The 19,895-nt window shown below is 64.1% G+C and carries 19 protein-coding genes; 6 read left to right on the top strand and 13 right to left on the bottom strand.

Translation table 11 applies throughout. The features are described from left to right. Positions 1–58 precede the first annotated feature (58 nt). The 8 genes from AU175_RS05995 to AU175_RS05960 form a co-directional block, all read right to left on the bottom strand. Complete coding sequence (locus AU175_RS05995; protein WP_066286670.1) at positions 59–1,207, bottom strand: baeRF3 domain-containing protein; 1,149 nt, start codon at positions 1,205–1,207, stop codon at positions 59–61. 378 nt (positions 1,208–1,585) lie between these two features. Further along, on the bottom strand, positions 1,586–2,590 hold the full coding sequence (locus AU175_RS05990) for a bile acid:sodium symporter family protein (RefSeq protein ID WP_066286668.1): 1,005 nt from the start codon (positions 2,588–2,590) through the stop codon (positions 1,586–1,588). A 176-nt stretch (positions 2,591–2,766) separates the two neighbouring features. Further along, positions 2,767–4,308, bottom strand: coding sequence for an alanine/glycine:cation symporter family protein (locus AU175_RS05985; RefSeq protein WP_066286667.1), 1,542 nt, complete (start codon positions 4,306–4,308; stop codon positions 2,767–2,769). A 283-nt stretch (positions 4,309–4,591) separates the two neighbouring features. Then, on the bottom strand, positions 4,592–5,332 hold the full coding sequence (locus AU175_RS05980) for a DUF4386 family protein (RefSeq protein WP_066286666.1): 741 nt from the start codon (positions 5,330–5,332) through the stop codon (positions 4,592–4,594). A 146-nt stretch (positions 5,333–5,478) separates the two neighbouring features. After that, a complete protein-coding gene (locus tag AU175_RS05975; RefSeq protein ID WP_066286664.1) occupies positions 5,479–5,985 on the bottom strand; it encodes a hypothetical protein in 507 nt (168 codons plus the stop codon). Between the two features lie 88 nt (positions 5,986–6,073). Further along, complete coding sequence (locus tag AU175_RS05970) at positions 6,074–6,691, bottom strand: hypothetical protein (protein WP_066286663.1); 618 nt, start codon at positions 6,689–6,691, stop codon at positions 6,074–6,076. Positions 6,692–6,796: 105 nt separating this feature from the next. Next, positions 6,797–7,213 carry a hypothetical protein gene (locus AU175_RS05965; protein ID WP_156642196.1) on the bottom strand — a complete coding sequence of 139 codons (417 nt, stop codon included), beginning with the start codon at positions 7,211–7,213 and terminating at the stop codon, positions 6,797–6,799. A gap of 121 nt (positions 7,214–7,334) precedes the next feature. Then, positions 7,335–7,757, bottom strand: coding sequence for a PRC-barrel domain-containing protein (locus tag AU175_RS05960; RefSeq protein ID WP_066286660.1), 423 nt, complete (start codon positions 7,755–7,757; stop codon positions 7,335–7,337). A 1,190-nt stretch (positions 7,758–8,947) separates the two neighbouring features. Between AU175_RS05960 and AU175_RS05955 the strand changes: the two genes are divergently transcribed. Next, positions 8,948–9,364, top strand: coding sequence for a LapA family protein (locus tag AU175_RS05955; protein WP_082979034.1), 417 nt, complete (start codon positions 8,948–8,950; stop codon positions 9,362–9,364). A gap of 118 nt (positions 9,365–9,482) precedes the next feature. Then, the gene (locus AU175_RS05950) at positions 9,483–10,406 is read left to right on the top strand and encodes an ANTAR domain-containing protein (RefSeq protein WP_197497052.1); all 924 of its coding nucleotides are present in this window, start codon (positions 9,483–9,485) and stop codon (positions 10,404–10,406) included. Positions 10,407–10,529: 123 nt separating this feature from the next. Here the strand turns inward: AU175_RS05950 and AU175_RS05945 are convergent, their stop codons facing one another. Both AU175_RS05945 and AU175_RS05940 read right to left on the bottom strand, forming a co-directional pair. Further along, positions 10,530–11,564, bottom strand: coding sequence for an AAA family ATPase (locus AU175_RS05945; RefSeq protein ID WP_066286653.1), 1,035 nt, complete (start codon positions 11,562–11,564; stop codon positions 10,530–10,532). A 365-nt stretch (positions 11,565–11,929) separates the two neighbouring features. Beyond that, positions 11,930–12,280: a VOC family protein gene (locus AU175_RS05940; protein WP_066286652.1), complete on the bottom strand. Its 351-nt coding sequence runs from the start codon at positions 12,278–12,280 to the stop codon at positions 11,930–11,932. Positions 12,281–12,594: 314 nt separating this feature from the next. Between AU175_RS05940 and AU175_RS05935 the strand changes: the two genes are divergently transcribed. Then, on the top strand, positions 12,595–13,635 hold the full coding sequence (locus tag AU175_RS05935) for a serine hydrolase domain-containing protein (protein ID WP_231938476.1): 1,041 nt from the start codon (positions 12,595–12,597) through the stop codon (positions 13,633–13,635). Between the two features lie 72 nt (positions 13,636–13,707). On the opposite strand, the gene AU175_RS05930 is transcribed toward AU175_RS05935, so the two are convergent. Beyond that, positions 13,708–14,733 (bottom strand): DUF808 domain-containing protein, encoded by a 1,026-nt coding sequence (locus tag AU175_RS05930; RefSeq protein ID WP_066286649.1) that lies wholly within the window; start codon positions 14,731–14,733, stop codon positions 13,708–13,710. Positions 14,734–15,048: 315 nt separating this feature from the next. Here AU175_RS05930 and AU175_RS05925 point away from each other — a divergent pair, with 315 nt between their 5' ends. Then, entirely contained in the window at positions 15,049–15,693 is a 645-nt protein-coding gene (locus tag AU175_RS05925; RefSeq protein ID WP_156642194.1) for a hypothetical protein, read from the top strand. A 29-nt stretch (positions 15,694–15,722) separates the two neighbouring features. Here the strand turns inward: AU175_RS05925 and AU175_RS05920 are convergent, their stop codons facing one another. Next, entirely contained in the window at positions 15,723–16,679 is a 957-nt protein-coding gene (locus tag AU175_RS05920; protein ID WP_066286644.1) for a lipid kinase, read from the bottom strand. Positions 16,680–16,974: 295 nt separating this feature from the next. On the opposite strand from AU175_RS05920, the gene AU175_RS05915 reads away from it, so the two are divergent. Beyond that, positions 16,975–17,295: a GYD domain-containing protein gene (locus tag AU175_RS05915; protein ID WP_066286642.1), complete on the top strand. Its 321-nt coding sequence runs from the start codon at positions 16,975–16,977 to the stop codon at positions 17,293–17,295. A gap of 136 nt (positions 17,296–17,431) precedes the next feature. Here AU175_RS05915 and AU175_RS05910 read toward each other — a convergent pair whose 3' ends face one another. Next, positions 17,432–18,328: a ketopantoate reductase family protein gene (locus tag AU175_RS05910; RefSeq protein WP_066286640.1), complete on the bottom strand. Its 897-nt coding sequence runs from the start codon at positions 18,326–18,328 to the stop codon at positions 17,432–17,434. 470 nt (positions 18,329–18,798) lie between these two features. On the opposite strand from AU175_RS05910, the gene AU175_RS05905 reads away from it, so the two are divergent. Then, positions 18,799–19,875 (top strand): N5-glutamine methyltransferase family protein, encoded by a 1,077-nt coding sequence (locus AU175_RS05905; protein WP_066286638.1) that lies wholly within the window; start codon positions 18,799–18,801, stop codon positions 19,873–19,875. The last annotated feature ends 20 nt before the right edge of the window (positions 19,876–19,895 follow it).

Here is a 19,895-nt window from a genome sequence, read left to right as displayed (position 1 = left end):
CGAGGGCCCCGCGATCAGGATGCACTGCAGCAGCCTCCGCACGGGACCCATCTGTTGGTTAGTAGCGCAGGAGAGCTACCGCATCGGCTTCCTTGGGGAGTTCGTCTGCTGACATAACGTGGACATCCCCTCCGTTTTGCAGCGTCTTCATTGCAGCGATGCCCAAGAGATCTTCACCCGAGGATTCAAATTCGGGCCCTGTCTCGAGGTTGTCAGCCTCGCTGTCGTAGCGCCCCCAGACCGGCTCGCCGTCGGGAAGGAGTAGAGTGCCGACCCGGCCCTGGTGTGATGCCCGGACAATGTCCGCGATACGCGTCGTGGCTGTGTGGTCTCCCCGGCCCAGGAGTTCTGCCGCGTTGGCCAGGGCTTCCACCCGTCCGCGGTCCAGACGCTCTTTCACCTGCGGATACGCTAAGCCGTGCAGCGCGGAAGCATCGAGTGAGTTCGGATTGATCTCCACCACCCCTGCCAGGTGCTGGCCAAGGTCGCTCGCTTGCTGGAAATGCCCGCCAACCTCAGCATCGGCGACGAGTACCAGGGGTTGGGGGCTCGCTGAGAGACGGCTTTCTACGGCTTTGGCCACATCCGCGACGAATTCCAGGAGACGCGCTTTCCTGAAATCGGGAGGGCTGTCCCCGTAAACCTGTGCATTGGGAATGTTCGCTGTTCCTACATTCGGACGCGCGGGTGGGCTGGCCTGCACGGGGTTTTCATAATCGTTTTCCACAGACGGTCTCTCGGGAAGCCCGGCAGTCTTTTCCTCAACCAGTTCGTAGCGGGACGCGCTGAAGAGGGTAGCTTTATCAGCCGTGACTGTCAGGACGGAGAAGTGTCCGTCTGCCGCCAGTATGGGCAGCAAGGGCCTCAGGTGAAATTTTCCTCCCACCACCACGCGTTCCTCGAGGGTCAGGGGAACCCGGTATTCACTTGTTTCATTCTCGTTGATGAAAAGGGCCAGGCCGGTGCCCTGGTGCTGCCAAAATTCTCGATCTTCCAGAAGGGCTGTTGCGGGCTCAAGAACAGAGCCGGCGTCTGCTTCGGACATGCCAGCTGCAATGAGCTTCGATCGGGCGTCGGCCAGCAGGTTCTTCAGGCGGATGGGATCCTGCCTGACCTCTTTTCCTTTAGGATGCATCGGCATGAAAATCGATACAGCGGTGGCAGATTCGGTGGTCATCAGTCGGGCCAGGTCGGTTTGCGTAAACACTTCTTCGTCCTTTCGCAGTGCGTGCTCGATGCCGATTATCGGCGGCCGGGTTGGAAGTGGCGGACCCTTAGGCAGCGGCCGGGCCCTCCCATCGGCTGGTTTCTTTTACGCCGATCCGGCTTGCAGGTGTGCTGCTGACAGTGGATCCGATCTTACGGGCTGATTGCTCACTGCCCTCGACGCCACTGTTTGTGCTGACCAGGACTTCCACGGGCGGTCCCCCTCTCTTGACTTCCACATCAGGCAGGGCAAGAAATGAACACCGGGTGAGTCGATCCGCCGGTACTCTCGGCGGCCCTGACTGATTATCGGCTGGTCATTCGATCCTAGGGCGGCAGGACGAGGGTGGCCAGTGACATCTTTCAGTTGGAGTTGTGCTTACTCCGTGACAGCCGCCGGAACCGGCTCGCCGTCGCGCACAGCAGGAGCGCTGCGGCGGCGCCAGTACGCGGCCAGAACCGCACCCGAAACGTTGTGCCAGACCGAGAAAATCGCGCCGGGCAGGGCCGCTTCCGGAGTCAGATACTGCCGTGCCAGGCCTGCCGCGAGGCCTGAGTTCTGCATGCCGACCTCAACCGCGGTGGTACGCCTGGACGGAATCGGCAGCCGGAACAAACGGGCCGCACCGTAACCGAGGGCGTATCCCAGGCCGTTGTGCAGAATCACCGCAGCGAGAACCAGCAGCCCTGCGGAGAAAATGGCCTTTGCGCTTCCGGCCACCACCGCCACCACCACGGTGGTGATGGCGAGCACCGAGATCCAGGGAAGGGCAGGCAGCGTCTTGTTGACCAGGCCCGGCAGGAAGAGCCGGAGGACGAGTCCCAGCAGCACAGGGAACAGCACAATCTGGACGATGGACCACGCCATCGAACCGGCGTCCACCGGCATGTACTGACCGGCCAGCCACAATGCCAGCACCGGGGTCAGCAGGGGAGCGATCAGCGTTGACACGGTGGTCATCGCCACGGACAGGGCGACGTCACCCCTGGCCAGGTAGGACACCACATTGGACGCCGTTCCGCCGGGGCAGCAGCCCACCAGGATGACGCCCGCGGCCAACGCAGGCGGCAGCCCCAGCGCCGCCGCGATCAGCCAGCCCAGGAGCGGCATGACGGCATACTGCGCCACAACGCCGATCACCACCGGGACAGGACGCCTGGCAATGACGGCGAAGTCCGGAGGCGTGAGGGTCAGCCCCATGCCGAACATGATGAGTCCCAAGAGGGGGTTGATCCAGGGGGCCAGCCCGGTGAAGGCTGTGGGGGCAGCAAGCGCTACGGCGCCTCCGGCCAGGATAAGCACCGGGAAAAGGGTGACGGCGATTCGGGCGCTGCGTTCTTCCCCGGCCGATGCCGTGGTGGAAGATTCGGATAAGGGAGACATACCTACCGGATTACCACAGTCCGGGTTGGGTCCCGGAATCAGCGCCTGATGATGACGGCGGAAGGTACGACGGCGCCGCGTGCAGTTCCGCATCTACGTCGCCGGGCCCTGTGGTCGCCGGGGAGGGGGGGTGACCGTGCGCCGCGTGAACGGCGCGGCGCACGGTCAAATGCGCGCTAGATCCGCGCGGATTCCTTCTCGCGGTCGGCCGGCTTGTAGGACTCCCAGAAGGTGGCTCCGGTGATGCCGAGGGGCTGCGGGTCGAAGACCGGGTCGAGGCCGAGTTTCTGCTGCCTCTCGAAGTCCTTGAGCGCCTTGAACGCCGGTTTCTGCAGGATCAGGATGCCCACGATGTTCAGCCAGGCCATGAGGCCGACGCCGATGTCGCCCATCACCCATGCGTCGGCGGCAGTGTTCACGCAGCCGTAAGCGACGGCGATGAGGATCAGGACCTGCAGGGTCATCGTGGTCACGCGGCCCACGCTGGCCCGGACACCGGGAATCATCGTGTTTGAGGAGTTGCCTACGAGGAAGCGCAGGTTGGTCTCCGCCATGTAGTAGTAGGCGATGACCGTGGTCAGGCAGAAGAAGATCAGCGTGATGGCGATGAACGCGGCGCCGAACCCCGGAAAGACGGAGTCGAATCCGGTCTGTACGAACTGGGGCCCAACGCTGGCCGTGGCCGAAAGCAGGCCGCCCTCAACGAGGACCTCGCCGTCTTCGGTGCCTCCGGAGAAGACGCGGTAGGCGCCGGTGGAGAGGATCAGGAAGCCGGTGGCCGAGCACACGAACAGGGTGTCGATGTAGACCGCGAAGGCCTGGACCAGGCCCTGCTTCGCCGGGTGCGACACCTCTGCGGCGGCCGCGGCATGCGGACCCGTTCCCTGGCCGGCCTCGTTCGAGTAGATGCCCCGCTTGACGCCCCACATCACGGCCAGGCCGATAACGGCACCGAGGGCGGAATCCATGCCCAGGGCGCTGCGGAACACCAGCGCGAGGATCTCCGGCAGCTGGGCGGCGTTGATGAAGACGACGACCATGGCAAGGACGATGTAGCCGACGGCCATGAACGGCACGACGAACGCCGCGACGCTGGCGATGCGCTTCACTCCGCCGATGATGACAAACGCCAGGAGAATGACGGCGCCGACGGCCACCATCCACGGTTCGAGGGTCCAGGCGCCGCCGATCGCGGTGGCCATCGAGTTGGCCTGGACACCCGGCATCAGGACACCGCAGGCCAGAACGGTCACGGCTGCGAAGACGTAGCCGTAGATCTTGAAAAACTTGGCACCCTTGGTGTGGGCGAGCGCGCGGGAGAAGTAGTAGGCCGGGCCGCCGCGGTACTCGCCGGTCAGCGGGTCGCGGGTCTTGTAGATCTGGCCGAGGGTCGACTCGACGAACGACGTCGACGCGCCCAGGAAGGCGACGACCCACATCCAGAACAGGGCGCCCGGTCCGCCGAAGGCGACCGCGGTGGCGACGCCGGCGATGTTGCCGGTACCGACCCGGCCGGACAGGGACATGGCCAAAGCCTGGAACGAGGAGACGCCGGAGGCAGACTTCTCACCCCGAAGCAGCTGCTGGATCATTCCCTTGACGTGCCGCACCTGCAGGAAGCGCGAACGGACGGAGAAGTAGACGCCGGTGGCAAGGCAGAGATAGACGAGCCAGTCGCTCCAGATCACGCCATTGATGGCTGACAGGACATCGCTCATAAGTGTGGGTTCCCTCCATGGAAGAGCGTGGGTGGTGCGGTGGGTGCTGCGCGTCGTCGTGTAGACGTAGTGGCGCGCACCACACCAAAACCTGTGAAGTGTCGCACAAAGTACCGGTGTTAGTCCATTTGGCCGCATGACTGGCGGCATCCAGGAAGGGATGAAGAATTTGTGCTGGCCTACGTGATCGGGGGTTGTGAGGTGCACAACCGCACATAAGCCAAGCGCCGCCGTCGTGATTAAAGACGGCGGCGCTTGGCTCGCGGTTCCGGGCCTTCGGGCGTTATGGACCGGCCGGCTGCCGGCCGGGCCGGAGCAGCAGCACGACGCTGGTGGCCAGGACCCAGATCACGAAGAGCAGGAAGCCGGCGAAACCGGCGATGTCGACCACGCTTCCCTCGGTGTCGGTCTGGAAGACTCCCACGAGGGAAATAAGCAGCAGCACGGCTGTGGCGGCAGCCAGCCAGCCCAGCCAGCGCGGTAGCGCCCGGGTGGTCAGGATGGCCACCGCCGCACCGAGGAACATCGCGATACTGGCGGGCACAATGGCACCACCCACCCAGTCGTTGAGGACGGTGAGGGCGCGAAGCGCCACCGGGTCGGGCTGGCCACCGGAGGCGTACTGGAGGAGCGCCATGTACAGGCCCCCCGACACCAGCATGAGCGCCGCCACGGCAGCGCCGGCGGTGAGGACCAGCGCGGAGAACATCCCGGCCGGGCCCTCCCATCGGCGCAGCCTGCTCCAGAGGCCGGCCAGGAACACCAGGAAGGCGATGTCGGCGAATAATCCCAGCAGCAGCGAAACCTGGTGGGCGGTGCGGTCGCCGGCAAGCTGGGCAGCGATGTCCTCCGCCGGGCTGTCGGTACTGGGCGTGTCGGGCGTGAAGAAGCTGGCCACCACCAGGGCGGTGAACACCAGGCCGGCCACCGCGGCCCAGACGTCCGGCCTCCCCGTCACCCCTGCCGGTCTGACCGGGCCGGGGGTGGAGCGGTCCAGCGGCTGCGAATTCTCTCTGGCATCCATGGCGTTCCCTCCTTCGGGCTGCGCCCTTGAGCGTACTGGGAGCACGAAGGGTGCAAACCTACGATCATTTTAGACCTTTTGGGGGTGTCAGCGCCCTTCCGCGTTGACCTGGCCTACGGTGCTCTCCGGGCGCCCGCCGGTCGTGGTCATCCGGACGCGCCGGAAGGTTCGATGCCGGAGGCCACGATGTACGAGTCGCCCTGCCACTGCTCGTGCAGGGCTTGATCCAGGTCGATGCCCGTTTCCTTTTCTACCTCCGCTACGTCAAAGCCGCGGTATACCACCCCTGTGACCTTGACTCTTGCTTCAGGGCTGATGCCATCCAGTGCCGTTTCATGCACGATGAGAAGTTCCTCGACCAGTGGATCCTCAGGATCAACGATGGAGAAGCTAGAAGGGGAGATGATCCGTTCAACTTCACCGGGGACGGTCACCTTCGTGTACTCCTCCACGTCGGGTACTACTTCCCTGATGGCATCGAGGTGAACCTCTTCGATCTCAACCGTGCCCTCCGGTCCCGGTTCCGAAGTGCTGCACCCAGCGGGTGCAGTGGCGGCAACGATGAGAGCCGCTGCCGTTGCCACCCTGGCAAGGAGGGCAGCCGGCGCGGTCCGTGCAGTGCCGCCGGTCCTGATCCTGGCCTCATGTCCCATGGTCTCTCCTTGGTCCTTCGTGCAGCGTGCCGCTGGTCCATCTGCAGACCAGCGGTGCTGCCGTCGTAAGTTCCAGGCGGTTGCCTGACTATTTCCCCTGGCCGGTCTGATGGTTTACTGCAGCCTGGTCAACCCTGCGGTGGAAGCGCATGCCCATCTGTCCGCCGAGAACAGCTCCGGCCAAGGTCACCAGAGCCGCGATGAACAGGAGGGTAATGCTGCCGGCCGTGAGGGCTTCCTCATTCGCTGCTAGGCCGGGAAAGGCTGTGGCGTCGAGCACGTTATTGAACTGTGTGGCCAACGCCGCGAGAGTTGCAGCGACGATTGTGGCGATGACAGCCCACAACCAGACGGCGAGGCCTTGCTTGGCCCCGTCAAAGCGAGCCATGCGTCCGGCGACGTAGCCTCCGCAGTAGTAGGCGATGAACAGCACCACGGCCAGGATGATTGCTCCGGTGATACTGACCATCTGGAGGTTCTCTGACGCCTGGTTCAAGACGGTTGAGGGCTCAAAGTTGCTAGTAGCTCCTGCCGCGGCCGCGACAGCCGTGATCAGTGCGGTGAGCAATACCGAGATACCCATCGCCGTCATCCAGCCGAAAAACGCGGAACCAGGTTTGATCCCGCCGAAGCGGCCGCGCTCCGCGGCCACGGAGTCATCTCGAATGTCCTCGGGGGTGGTCGCCCCGGGTGTACGTGGTTTCATTGTTGTTCCTTCCCTGCGCTGAGGTTTCCCTGCACTGACCCGGCCCGCGGAAGCGGTGTTCGGCAGCCCTCCCTGGCAGGCGGGGCCGGGGCTTCCGTAGTTTCACTAGTCGGGAAGCTCCTGGACCTGGTCGGCCACGACGGCGAGGTCCTGTTCGTATTCGACGACGAAGGTGTCCTCATCGTCGTTGAAATCTATCCCGTAGTCCTTTTCCACATCGGCTTTTATGAAGCTGCGGACAGTGCCGGTGACTTGTACTTTGTTGCCCTCTTCCAGGCCTTCACTGATTCCTTTGCCCAGGACCAGAGTGTCTTCCTCCAAGTCATCACCTACGGTAAAAGCGTTGGGGCCGACTACCTCTTGGACCTCTGATTGCACGGTGACGGTCGCGCCCAGAATGGCCGCTTCCGCGGTCGGTCCCGCTTCCTGGGCTTCTTCGACCACTGTTCCTTCTCCGCAACCTGCAAGGAGGCCTGCCACCATGGCAGCTCCTGCCATCAGGACGCTTGCTTTGCTTTTCATTCCCATCACCATCACTTTCCTTTTGCCAATGCCGGCAGGATGTCCCTGCCAGCGTCGGATTTCCTGCCCTGCCTTAGACGCCGGCGCGGAGGGCAGGGCCGCCCCGGCCGAAACGGATTCCCTAGCGGGGCGGGAAAGGGTACGCCGGGTAGACGTAGCCCGGCGTCCAGTAGGGCTGGTAGCCGTAGTAGCTGTACACACTTTGGTAAAAATCCCGCTCTGCTACGAGGTCGGGATCATAAGCAGGCGCTTCCGCCACGTGATCCCGTTTTTGATCCAGATGAACCTCGTCAGAGGTGATTCGTGAAATCGTCTCGACGGGGATGAAGGAGTTCGTTTCCCCGATCCCCAGGAATCCACCCGAGGCAACGACGAGAAACCGGACCTTGTTTTCTTCCGGGTCTATGAGAAGGTCATCGACTTTTCCAAGGTCGTTCCCGTCCCGGTCTTTCACATCACGGCCACGGATGTCATCGTCTCTTTCCGCAACTGTTTGGGCGGTGTCGCTGAGTTTCCTGAGTTCTGCCATTTTTTCATCGGACATGGTGTTGTTCCTCCCTGTGGGCGCATTGGAACACACCCGCGTGCGGGTCGAGGCCGGAACTGCCGGCGGCCGTTGCCGACCGCCACCGGCTAAGCCCGTGCGCGCATCTTGTTGTGTGTCCCGGATATCTCACGGGTCCCGTTGTAGGGATGACAGGTTCTGCATCCTGTCCGCATTCGGTTCCGGTAGCGGTTCCGCAATGCACTTCACTGAAAAGGCTACGTGCCCGATCTGCCTCGGCAACCCCACGTTATTTACCTGTGATGGCCAGGGGTCATTCTTGACGGACTCGTAACTCACTCAGAGTGCGCAGGAGCTGTGCTCGAAGGAAGTGACCCGAGCCGATGGCGCGGACCGCCAGCAGCGCGAGTGCCGTCAACCCCTCGAGGAAGGCCCCGTCCGAGCCTTCAGCCACCTGTCCTCTCAAGTTGAAGCCCAAAAGTGACACATGTGTGACCATCCGATGGGCGCCGGTAGCTAGGCTCTTTAAATGACACATACCGGGATTCGGAGATGGCCGCGCTGAACTGGTCCTCACCAGGAATGCCTCGCAGCCGCGTTTCGCTGCGAAGCCTATTCGTGTGGCTTCTTCTGACCCTTCTCCTTACGGGAGCCGCTTCCTATACCTCCGGCAGCCGGTACGCTATCGTTCCCGGGTGCGGCCCGGTTCAGGCAGCAGACGATCTGGTTTCCGAGGAAGTGCCGCCGCAAGCGGAAGCCGCAGCCAGCCCCACTGGTACTTCACTGTCGACCTCGCAGGCAACGGGCGCCGTACACCGCGCCGCGCCATCGCTGGGGACTGAAGAAACCGAAAAGGACTGCTGCCAACGGCGTCATGCGCCGCGCGGCGAACCAGCCCCGATGCGGACTGGCGCCCCGGACCCGCTACGTGTAACTCACCAGCAGCCCGGCAGCGCGTTGCTTAACGGCGCAGCGCCTCACGAGCCTGGTCTGCCAGCGCTTACAGTGGTCGAGCTTTCCATCAGCAGGACGTAGAACGGTCCGCCGTTCAACCTCCTCGAACAGCCGCATTCACCCTTGTCATCGTAGGCATCGCAAAAGAACTCATTATTGTCGGCACCGTCGGCTTCCTGCTGATGATGGCCGGCGCTCAGTGGCTCATTAAAGGCCTCGGACTTCAAACAGGGCCAGAGGAGACACGCCATAAAACCTGAAAGGAAGGTGGCAACATGCAAACAAATCCGCTAACTCCTCGAACCTCCATCCCTCCACCGCCTGCACGGCAACCGGCGACAGGCGAACGCACGCCCTCCGAGGGCCCCGAAGGGGGCCCGCGGCACCCCACCCGGGCCGCTCTTGTGTGGATGGCCACCGTCGCTGTCCTTGTACTCCTGGGACTCCTGATCGTTTTCATCCTTCAGAACCAGGAACAGGTGCACGTACAGTACTTCGGGCTCGTGGGCTCGGTGCCCCTCGGCATCGCCCTTTCCATCGCCGCGGTCATCGGCGGACTCCTCGTGGCAGTCACCGGCACAATCCGTATCGCGCAACTGCGAACCGCCGGCACTCGCCTACGACATCGCTCCCCGACGAGGCCGCCAAAGATACGCCATCAATTGTTCAGGCACGGACACCCTGCCAGGTGATGGAAGCAGCGAAGTAGCGGGACCTGACGCACCTCTGGCCCCGCGCCTACCAAATCATATTTTCTACCGGCTGGCTGCTCAGGACCTCGATCTTGACCCGGCAGGGAGGATGGCCATCATGGCCGGACATTTCGAACTGTTCACCGATGATCAGTTCCACATACGTTTCCAGCTCCTCGCGCCCGACGGTAGCGTGCTAGCCGTTTCGGGACCATTCGGCGACAAACGCGCTGCCGCAGATGCAATCATCCAAGTCCGTGAATGCGCCGGTACGGGGCTGATCCAGGACCACTGCAGAAAGACCACGACCATGGCCGTACCGAAACCGGATTTGGCTCTCGAACTGGAGGACCTCATTTTGAACGACGGAAAACTCGAGGATTTCGTGGAAAACCTGACCGCCGTCGGCGCAAACATTGTGAACTGCGACAGCTCCGACACCGCCTGCGGCATATCAATCAACCGCCCGAAAAAGCATCCGATAAAGGCCTCGAGCGGACTCTTGGCCCGGTCACTGGACCAGTTGGAGGACGACTTCAAACAAGGTCCAAACCTGACAGCCTTGATCGAGCAACGCACGGTCCATGCCTCCGACCTGAGCGGCGATGACCGCTGGCCCCGCCTTGCTCGATCCGCCACCGAACGAGGCATCAGATCCTGCCTGAGCATCCCCCTGGAGGTGGAAGGCCCAAACCAGGCAGTCATGGGCCTAACTGCCCTCACGTCGGATGCCTTCTCGCGTAACGACATCTATGCCGCTGAGGCATTCGCCGAGGAGGCCTCAAGGATGCTCCGCTCTGCCCTGCGGATCACCAAGCTTACGGAAACCGTGCACGATTTATACGCAGCACTTGAACATAGAACGGTCATTGATTCAGCACTAGGGGTGGTGATGAGCCAGAACCACTGCGACCACGACACCGCTTTCAAAATTCTCCGCAGTGCTGCCAGTTCCAGAAACCTGAAACTACGAGACCTGGCCGCCTCCGTTATCGCATCGGTCTCCGGCGACACCAACGTCTACTTTCACTTTGACCCATGACCTTTGGGACTGTCTGAATAGCGGTGGATCCAGGGTTGACCTGACACGCCGTCATCGGGGAGATGACCGAATGGCTGCCTGCGAAAGTGACGGGCCTTCGCCTGACAGCCGCCGCAGATCCGGTCAGACCAGCCATTTCCACCAGCGTGATTTCTCCGGTTCCGGCATTGGTTCCGGCTCCGGCTCCTCGCCCAAGGCCAGCGCGGCCTCGACGATGTCGTCCGTGGTGAGCGTCATGACGGCCTCACGATCGAGCGCGTCGAGACTTTGTTCCTCGTCGCGCGACAGGCGCAGCGCCTGGCGGTTGAGCGCCTGCTCGAACAGCGTGCGGGCGAACCGTGCGTTGCCGGAGTCCTCGCCCGCGTGGAGCCCGGCGAGGATGCGGCGCAGCATCTGGTCCGCACCCGGCTCCAGCGTGTACTCGTGCTGGGCCAGCATCTGGTGGAAGATCGTCTGGAGTGCGTCGACGGAGTAGTCGGGGAACGTTATCTCGCGGGCGAACCGGGAGCGCAGTCCGGGGTTCGAGAGCAAGAAGGACTCCATCAGCCGCGGGTACCCGGCCACGATCACGACCAGGCGATGGCGGTGGTCCTCCATCCGCTTGAGCAGGACCTCGATCGCCTCGGGGCCGAAGTCCATCCGGCCGTCCTCCGGGGCCAGCGCGTAGGCCTCGTCGATGAACAGGACGCCGTCCAGCGCACGCCGGATCACCCTGTCCGTCTTGATGGCGGTCGCGCCGACGTACTGCCCCACCAGGCCCGAACGGTCCACCTCGACCAGGTGGCCTTTCTGCAGCAGACCGACCGCGCGGTACATCTCGGCCAGGAGCCGCGCCACGGTGGTCTTGCCCGTGCCTGGGTTTCCGAGAAACACCAGATGCTGTGATGTGGCCACCTCCGGCAGGCCGTGCGTCTTGCGGCGGGCCTGGACCTGGAGCAGTGCGACGAGGGCCCGCACCTGTTCCTTAACGGTCTCCAGTCCGACCAGCGCGTCGAGCTCGGCCTGCACCTCGGACAGCGGCCGGGCCGGCCCGGGCCTCGCACCGATGAGTTCGCCGACCACGTCGTCGACGCGCTCCGAACCGTGCAGCCTGAGCTGATCGGCCAGATGGCCGATGGTTTCGCGCAGGTCGTCGAGCGGATTGCGGCTGGCAGCCATGCATCCACTGTAGTACTCGATTCCCGACCGGGGGCTGGGGCAGCTGTGGGCGTCAAATCAGGAATTCGGCCAAGGGCTCACCGATTGGGGTCGGATTCCGCAAGGGGCTAGTGCGAAACCTGCTGGTCCAAGTTCTCATACTGTTGAGGGATGGGGGACGAACAATTTATGACGAGAAACGGCTGGGTGGCGGTGCCTAACGCCAGGATTTACTGGAGGCCACGGGGGGAGCCTGATGGCATCCCAGTGCTTTGCCTTCATGGAGGTCCTGGTGGTTCTGTTGGCAGGGGTGGTTACCGTAAACGCCACGACCCTGGCCGATTCCTGACTATTGGCCTGGACCAGCGCGGTTTTGTCTGCTGTCCTTATGAAGCTGAGCGGACAACGCACCATTCGTTTCCTTCCGGATCCTGCAGCACCTGGAAGGTGCCAACGGCATCTCTGTGGATCGTGCCGATCCTGACAGCTCCGAGGGCTTCAGCTGCGGCCGAGGCCGCCGGCACGTCGTCCACGTGCACATCAATATGAAGGCGGTTCTTCCCTTGCTTGCCCTCGGGGACTCGCTGGAAGGCCAGCCGTGTCCATCCCGGCGGATCAATGAAGGACCACGCATCGCTCCGGTGCACCGGTTCGCCACCGAGGACCGAGGACCAGAACTGGGCCAGTCCGGCGGGGTCCTGGCAATCCACTACGACTTCATCAACTCGTCCGATCATGGTCCGAGCCTAGTGCCGGTCCGCGGTGTGCTTTCCCCTCGTAGACCGGCAGGAAGCTGCGCCTCGATGCCCTGCGGGGAGACACTGACTAAGGCTCTTGACTCGGGCCGGCGGCGTGAGGAGCATCTGAATATGGGCGTGCGGGGCCAGCAGCTAGCGCATTTTTGCCCCATGCAGGAGAGGTTGCCGGGATGTTGCAGAGCCGGAGTCATGGTGCCCTTGGACGCACCTTTGCGTTCGGCCTTGCTGTCCTCCTGCTGGTACTGACTGGCTGCTCCGCCGGACCAGGTCCGGCTCCGACGCCTTCATCGTCCATGAACGAATTGAAGGCTGACCTGGAACAGTTCAGTGGTGACCGGTTGGCAGCGGGAGCCTCAGCGGTCCTCATCCAGGCGGTGCTGGGTGGGGACGTCTGGTCAAGTGCGTCGGGCGTCCGGGACCTTGAGACGAACGTTCCTGCCGCGCCCGATGATTCGTTCCACGTGGCCAGCCTGACAAAGTCCATGGTGGCCACCTCCGTCCTCAAGCTAATTGAACAGGGCAAGATCCGGCTGGACGGCCTGGTGAGCGATTACCTGCCGGAGTTCGATTCGGTCCTGCACCCGCCCAAGCCAATAACTGTCAGGATGCTGCTGGACCATACATCCGGGATGCCGACCTTCGAGGAACCGCTCATCAGGTCGGGTCCCCTGAAACAGCTCCTGACCACCCCGCTTACCGCCGAGCGAAGGCTTGAACTGACAGGTACCGTGCCATGGGACGCCGGTACGGTTGGCTTGTACGAGTACTCAAGCTCCAATTACGTGGCGCTGGGACTCCTCGCCGAGCGCGTGACGGGCCGCAGCATGGGGGATGTCCTGCGGACTGACATCGTGGAGCCCCTCGGTTTGGGCGGAACGCTGCTGACCGGAACCGCGAACGCTCCCGACACCATGGTCCACGGCTATGTCATGATCGACGGCGAACGGGTGGACGCCGCCGAGGCCGGAGTCCAGAGCGGGTCTGCCTCCGGCGGCATGATCTCCACAGTTCAGGACGTGAACATGTTCTACGCTGCCCTGCTGTCGGGCAAGCTGGTGAGTCCCGCACTGGTGGAGGAGATGCAAAGTCCCAACTCCTCCGAGTACGGGCTCGGCCTGGCCAAATGGTGGGACAGCTGCACGAGCGATTTCTACTACGGACATCTCGGCGGAGCACCGGGCTATGCTTCCATCGCGATGATCAGCGCCGATGGCTCCAGGCAGCTGGCCGTGTTTGTGGCCCACGCTGCCGAACCCCTCAGCGCGGATGCGCCTTCACGCGATTACGGGCTCGTGGAGTTTGCGCAGAAGGCGCTGGACGGCAGCTGCCAGTAGCCCGGCGCTGAGGCCGGGGAGTACGACGGCGGCACGCGGCCAGGGTGCCTTGTCTTCCCCGGTGGATACGGGCTAAGGGGAGGGGTCGGCACCACGTTTCGTCGGCCGGTAGCCGGCAAGTTCGGCGCGGATGTCGCCCTCCTCGTGCCCGCCCTTCTTCTTGCCGAACGGCAGCACGTTGAGCAGCGGATGCACGATAGCCATGATGATGAGGCCCCAGGCGAGTCCGATGACGGCCGAGCACAGGGTGTTCACGAGCCAGGCCAGGAAGGCGCCCACGGCAGGGATCCCAGTGAAAGGTCCCTCGAGGACATGGACTAAGTCGTAGGGCGCGTGCCAGCCGAGGTCGTAGGCCCCCTGCAGCATGATGTGGCCGCCAACCCAAAGCATGGCGATGGTCCCGATGAAGGTTATCGCGGCCAGCACGGCGGGCATCCCCTTCACTAGCAACTCGCCCACCCGCTGGGAACCCGCGGACTTCCTGGCGGCCAGGTGCAGGCCGATGTCGTCCATTTTGACGATCAGTGCGACGGCGCCGTATACGAGCACCGTAATCGCGAGCGCCACGACGACCAGGATAATGGCCCGGGACAACAGGGAATCACCGGCCACCTCGTTCATCGAGATAACCATGATCTCGCAGGACAGGATGAAGTCGGTGGTGATGGCGCCCTTGATGACCTTGGCCTCGGCCTCCGGACCGCGCTCGACCGCCGGCGCCTTTTCGTCCGCGGTGTGGTGGCCGCGGAGCTTGTGCCAGACCTTCTCGGCACCCTCGTAGCAGAGGTACGTGCCGCCGAGCATAAGGATGAACGGGATGGCCCATGAGGCGAAGGCGCTGATGAGCAGCAGGGCCGGCAGGATGATCAACAGCTTGTTCCGGAGCGAACCCCAGAAGATCCGCTTGATCATCGGCAGTTCGCGCGACGGGTCCGCCCCGGACACGTACTGCGGCGTGACGGCGGCGTCGTCGATTACCACGCCGGCGGCCTTGACCCCTGCCCTGCCAGCCCCGGCAGCGATGTCGTCCACCGAGGCGGCCGCTATGCGGGCCAGGGCTGCGACGTCATCCAGCAGGGCGACGAGACCGCCGCTCACAGATCGTTCCCGGGCTGCTCGGGGGTGGACGGCTGGGTGTGGGTGCCTAGGTCGAGGCGCGTGAATGGCATGTTTGGAGTATATCGACGGCGGCGGGCAGTCCGTCGACGCCGCGGAGGGGGCGGCCGCCACCACTGGGCTCCGTGCTGTGCGAATGGCCGAATGTTCCGATACGCGAACTGCTCCAGGACTTGACGCCCGCGCCCTGAGTGCCTGGCGATATAGAACATGATGCCCTCCTGCCCGAACTTCCTTGCCGGCAGTGAACAAAGCGACTCCGTTCCCAGCGGCGGCGCCAAAAATCTATAGTGAGACATGGCCATGTTGAGGGTCTCTCTTCGGTTGTCAGCAGTGTCGTTTGCCGTGACCGGTGTGTTGCTCATCGCCGTGACGTTCTTGCATCCGAGCATCTTCGACCGGCCGGTCAGTGACGTGGTCCTGGAATCGGCGGCATGGTGGGTTCCCGTGCACCTGGCCGGCCTGGTTGTCTTTGTTCTGACAGTTTTCGGAGCGGCCGGCATTGTCGCCGCCCACGGGGACCAGATGGGCAGGCTGGGGCGCGCGGGCCTGGTAGTCACCCTGGTGGGTGCGGGCTGCACCGGCGCCCTTTCCGCCGTCGAAGCCGTGGTGTTTCCCGTGCTTGCGGAACGGGCTCCTGACCTGCTTCGGCTGGACGGGCCGCTGCTGGCTTCCTGGCCGATGGTCGTCATTGGCGTTGCAGCCCTCGGATGGTTTTTGGGTCTGGCGATAATCGGCGCCGCGGCGGCCCGTTGCTCCGTTTTCCCCCGCGCAGCCGGGATGCTGCTGGCTGTCAGCAGCCTTCTGTTCCTGGCCCTTGAGGGTCCGTTCGTTCCGGTGTTGGGCCTGCTCGCGGGTGTGCTTTATGGGGCCGTCCTGATCTGGTGGGGCTGGCTTCTGGGGAAAGCCGCTGCCGCGCCTTCCCAGATGCCGTCGCACTGACGCCTCCGGCGCCCGGCGTAAACCAGCTTTCAAACGGCCGGCCAGTTCGCGGCGCCCGGTCCGTCGAACAGCGCGCTGGTGCTGCTCTGGGGTACTACGACGTGGACGGCGTTGCGCTGGACGGTGAAGTCGGTGGGCGTGGTGGTGGCGATTTCGCCGTCGAGGTTCACTGGTAGCGGCTGCTCGGTGACCACCCGGACAGCACGGCTGGTCACGTGGTACACCCTGTCGTGTTTAATGAAGCTGCCGTCCTTGAGGAACCGTGCGATACTCACGTGCTCCCGGAGCGGCCCCGCCAGGATGGCGTAGATATCAAGGGTGTGATCGTCGATTCCCGCCGTCGGGGAGACCGTGTTGCCGCCGCCGTAGTGCCGGCCATTGCCGACCGCCACCTGAAGCAGGTCGTCGAACTCCATCGTCTCGTGGTCCCCGTCCGGGAATTCGAGCCGGGCCCGGAACGCCTTGTGCCCGGCATAAGCGCGCAGCGTGGCAATGCCGTAGGCCAGCGGCCCGAGAATCCGCTTCAGGCGGGGGCTGAGAGCTTCGGTGACGGCCACCGACAGGCCCACGGATGCGACGTTGAGGAAGGGCTCACCGTTGGCCCGGCCGAGGTCGATGTCCACGACCTTCCCGTCTGCGACGGTAGCGCACGCCTCGGCAACGCTATTCGGTATCTCCAGCGTGCGGGCGAAGTCGTTGGCGGTGCCCAGTGGAAGAACGCCGAGCATGACGTCGGTTCCGGCAATACGACCGGCGGTGAAGGTCATTGTCCCGTCGCCGCCACCGACAATGATCAGGTCGTGCCCGTCCGCCACCACTCGGTCCAGTGTCACGGCCAGCTCGCCCCCGGACAGCACGTGGTGCACGGCGGAGATCGGCACGCCTGCTTTTCGCATCGTGTCCACAGCAACTTGGTGTGCCGCCCCGCGGCGTGATCCGGCGTTGATCACTACGGCGGCAGAGCGGGCGTCCCGGGCAGACTTCATGTGGGACATGGTAGGCCGCGGACCTGTGAACTCCCGGTGGGGACTGGGCGGATCGAGTGCGTGCCCGGGGACTGAGCCCGGGAAATCCGCGCGTATTGACTGCCCGTTGCCCGAGGAATAACGTCTGCCCTAACGGGGTCATCCACCCCGTTTCCACGGGATAAGGGGCCGGATCTGGGCCGCTCCTGCATGGCGATGGAGCCAGCTGAGGAGGAGTCTGTGTGGACGTCATCCTGCACCACAGTTCCATGGCGATGAGTGGCCCCTGGGACAGGAATCCAGGAAAGGAATGACAATGCCGAAATATCTGTTTGAAGCGACGTACGTGGGCAACGGCATCAAAGGGCTCATGCAGGAAGGCGGTACCAAGCGGCGTGATGCGCTGACGGAGGCCCTCAAGTCTATAGGCGGATCGCTGGAGTGCTTCTACTACGCTTTTGGCTACTACGACGTCCTTGGCGTTTTTGAGGCGCCGGACGATGCAAGTGCTGCAGCGTTGTCGCTGCTGATCAATTCGACGGGAAGCGTCAACGTCCGGCTCAAGCCGCTCCTGACCGTGGAAGACCTCGACGAAGCCGCCAAAAAGACACCGTCCTACCGGCCCCCGGGACAGTAAAGCCCCGGACAGGAGGGGAGTCTGGCACCCTGGCCAGCGGGCCGCCGTCGTAATGTACGACGGCGGCCGCTGGCTTTGGCGACCCTTACATTCCATGGAGCCTTGTTCCTGAGATCGCCCGTTCGGGCGGAGTGGGTCAGCGCTGCAGGCCGGCCCTGATCTGGATGAGGGTGAGGTCCAGCAGTGGCGTAGGGACGTTGAGGCTGCGGGCCCTGCCGGCGAGGTCACCGAGGATATGCTCCGCTTCCGAAGGGAGCCCTGCGGTGAGGTCCCGGTACAGGGAGGACGTGAAGGCCGATCCTGGCTCGGTGAGTATACCGACCGCTTGTGCATGAGCGGTGTTGGGAACGGGATGTCCTGCCGCGGCCGCCACCGCTTCGGTTTCGCTGACCGCCTCCAGGATCCTGGACTGCCCGCCGGCCTCGAGGATCCGTCCCACCGGCGCCCGGAACAGGCAATTGACGATCCCCGCGGCAGCGATGAAGGCCCATTTGTCCCACAGTGCGCCCACTACGTCGTCGGCTACCGAGAAGTCGACGCCGGGCACGTCCAGAGCCTCAGAAACCTCCGGAGGGACAGCGTTTCCGTTCAGCCCGCCCACCATGAGGGAAGTGAGGGGCACCTGCTGGCGGACCACATCGCCGTCGAGCGTGGCGACGATCCGAGCCAGGCCGCCGAGCACCTGGCCCGGGTACTGCTGCTCAAGCCGGTCCACGTGGGCCATGCCGTTGAGGATGGGAATGATGGTGGTTCCGGGCCCCACGAAAGCGCCAAGTTCGCCGAGGACGCCTTCGAAGGCGGTGGCTTTGACCGTGACGAGGATCAGCTCGAAGGCCTCTGACCCGTCCGGTGCCGTGATTGTTTTCACCGGGTGCGTCCGGTCAGCGGTGGGGGAGATGAATCGGAGCCCGTCGCGGCGGAGGACCTCCTGCTTGCGCGGCCGCACCAGGTACGTGACATCCCGTCCCGCTTCCTGCAGCAGCGTACCGAACGCCCCGCCTGTGGCTCCGGCTCCGACGACGAGTATCCGCATGGGTGCATACCTTTCCGGGGGTGCTGCTCAAGGACGTTTCCGGGAACAGGAGCCTGAGTACAGCTGATGAGCCTTGGATCCGATGCTCCAAGGCTAGGCCGTTTCAGCAGGACGGCCCACCCGCCGCACCCAACCGCGGCAACCTGGGACCGGGGTTCACATGGCCGGGCGGCGGGTGGCGATCATGGCACACCTGTATCCTGACAATGCAGGTTGGATGGCTAAGTGCCATCAACCACGCTCGGTTCGCGGCCGGATGACGGTCCGGAATCTGGGGCCGTCGCCTTCCACGTCGTGGATCACCGCCGCAATCGTCAGTCGCCGATCGGCTCCTCTGACGCTTGGAATGGATCTTTATCACTGCCGACACTCCAGCTCCCGCAGGAATCCCGACGCCGGTCCGCAAGCCCGCGGGCCCAGCTGCGGTAAATGATCCCGCCGTCGTGACCTGGCTCGAGGCTGGTAAGACCATGACCGCGCGGTGGCGTTCGGCGAACGGCAGACCGGCGCCGACGCGCGTCGAAGTGGTCTCCGACTCCCTCGCGGCCGATGATGCGAACCGGATGGCGTCACAGGGGATCGCGATGCTCTGGCACGGTGACTTCCACAACGCACGGCAGATCCTCAACGCCATGGACCGGCGGATGGGCGCCGGAAAGAAAGAGGTTGCGGCAACTCCGGCCGAAAAGTTCTACCGGCACCGCCAGTCAGCCTCGCACCGTGCTCGCATTCTTGGCCTGCTGCTGATTCCCCTTGATCCGGGCCCGGTGGTGCCGCTGCGCCGCGCACCGGACATCCGGCAGGCGGCCGCTGAAGCGTACGGCGATATCGGCGAACCGTCCGTTGTGTCGCTGCATGAGCTTGTCGGGGCCATTGGCGCCCACGAGTGGCGGCGGAAGGGTGTCTACGTCGATGCCCTGCAGGGGCGCATCCACCCGCACTACGGCACGTTCTTCCCCACCCGGAGCGAGTATGTGGATCTCGTGGCCGCCGCTGCGCTTCCCTCTGACACGCTGGCGTTCGACGTCGGAACCGGCACCGGGGTGCTCGCTGCCGTCCTCGCGCGCCGCGGCGTCCGCCGCGTGGTGGCGACGGACAATGAACCGCGTGCAATCGCCTGCGCCGCTGAGAATTTCCGGAACCTCGGCGTCGAGGACCGTGCTGAGGCTGTCCTGGCCGACATGTTCCCGCCCGGGCGGGCACCCCTGATCGTGTGCAACCCGCCCTGGATTCCGGCCACGCCGCATTCCACCCTGGACAGCGCTGTCTACGACCCGGGGAGCAGGATGCTGTTCCGCTTCCTGAATGAACTCCCCGACCATCTAGAACAAGACGGTGAGGCCTGGCTTGTCCTCTCCGACCTGGCCGAGCACCTTGGCCTGCGGACGCGTGACGATCTGCTGGGCGCCATCGGGGCCGCCGGGCTGAAGGTGGCGGAACGGCTGGACACCAGGCCTACGCATCCGAAGGCATCGGACCGCGACGATCCTCTGTTCGAGGCGCGTTCGGCCGAGGTCACGTCGCTGTGGCGGCTTGTTCGCCGGTAGCCGCAAATCTGCGAGCGGCG

It is taken from the genome of Arthrobacter sp. B6 (genome assembly GCF_001663775.1).
Classification (GTDB): Bacteria; Actinomycetota; Actinomycetes; order Actinomycetales; family Micrococcaceae; genus Arthrobacter.
The sequence above is the reverse complement of the archived record's forward strand: the minus strand, read 5'-3'. Positions and strand labels throughout refer to the sequence as shown.

Coding starts and splice junctions, on each gene's coding strand:
- AU175_RS05955 (WP_082979034.1), top strand. CDS start 8,948: ATGCAAACAAATCCGCTAACTCCTCGAACCTCCATCCCTCCACCGCCT.
- AU175_RS05910 (WP_066286640.1), bottom strand. CDS start 18,328: ATGCGGATACTCGTCGTCGGAGCCGGAGCCACAGGCGGGGCGTTCGGT.
- AU175_RS05940 (WP_066286652.1), bottom strand. CDS start 12,280: ATGATCGGACGAGTTGATGAAGTCGTAGTGGATTGCCAGGACCCCGCC.
- AU175_RS05960 (WP_066286660.1), bottom strand. CDS start 7,757: ATGTCCGATGAAAAAATGGCAGAACTCAGGAAACTCAGCGACACCGCC.
- AU175_RS05985 (WP_066286667.1), bottom strand. CDS start 4,308: ATGAGCGATGTCCTGTCAGCCATCAATGGCGTGATCTGGAGCGACTGG.
- AU175_RS05975 (WP_066286664.1), bottom strand. CDS start 5,985: ATGGGACATGAGGCCAGGATCAGGACCGGCGGCACTGCACGGACCGCG.
- AU175_RS05905 (WP_066286638.1), top strand. CDS start 18,799: ATGACCGCGCGGTGGCGTTCGGCGAACGGCAGACCGGCGCCGACGCGC.
- AU175_RS05950 (WP_197497052.1), top strand. CDS start 9,483: ATGGCCGGACATTTCGAACTGTTCACCGATGATCAGTTCCACATACGT.
- AU175_RS05990 (WP_066286668.1), bottom strand. CDS start 2,590: ATGTCTCCCTTATCCGAATCTTCCACCACGGCATCGGCCGGGGAAGAA.
- AU175_RS05925 (WP_156642194.1), top strand. CDS start 15,049: ATGGCCATGTTGAGGGTCTCTCTTCGGTTGTCAGCAGTGTCGTTTGCC.
- AU175_RS05920 (WP_066286644.1), bottom strand. CDS start 16,679: ATGAAGTCTGCCCGGGACGCCCGCTCTGCCGCCGTAGTGATCAACGCC.
- AU175_RS05945 (WP_066286653.1), bottom strand. CDS start 11,564: ATGGCTGCCAGCCGCAATCCGCTCGACGACCTGCGCGAAACCATCGGC.
- AU175_RS05980 (WP_066286666.1), bottom strand. CDS start 5,332: ATGGATGCCAGAGAGAATTCGCAGCCGCTGGACCGCTCCACCCCCGGC.
- AU175_RS05935 (WP_231938476.1), top strand. CDS start 12,595: ATGAACGAATTGAAGGCTGACCTGGAACAGTTCAGTGGTGACCGGTTG.
- AU175_RS05970 (WP_066286663.1), bottom strand. CDS start 6,691: ATGAAACCACGTACACCCGGGGCGACCACCCCCGAGGACATTCGAGAT.
- AU175_RS05965 (WP_156642196.1), bottom strand. CDS start 7,213: ATGAAAAGCAAAGCAAGCGTCCTGATGGCAGGAGCTGCCATGGTGGCA.
- AU175_RS05915 (WP_066286642.1), top strand. CDS start 16,975: ATGCCGAAATATCTGTTTGAAGCGACGTACGTGGGCAACGGCATCAAA.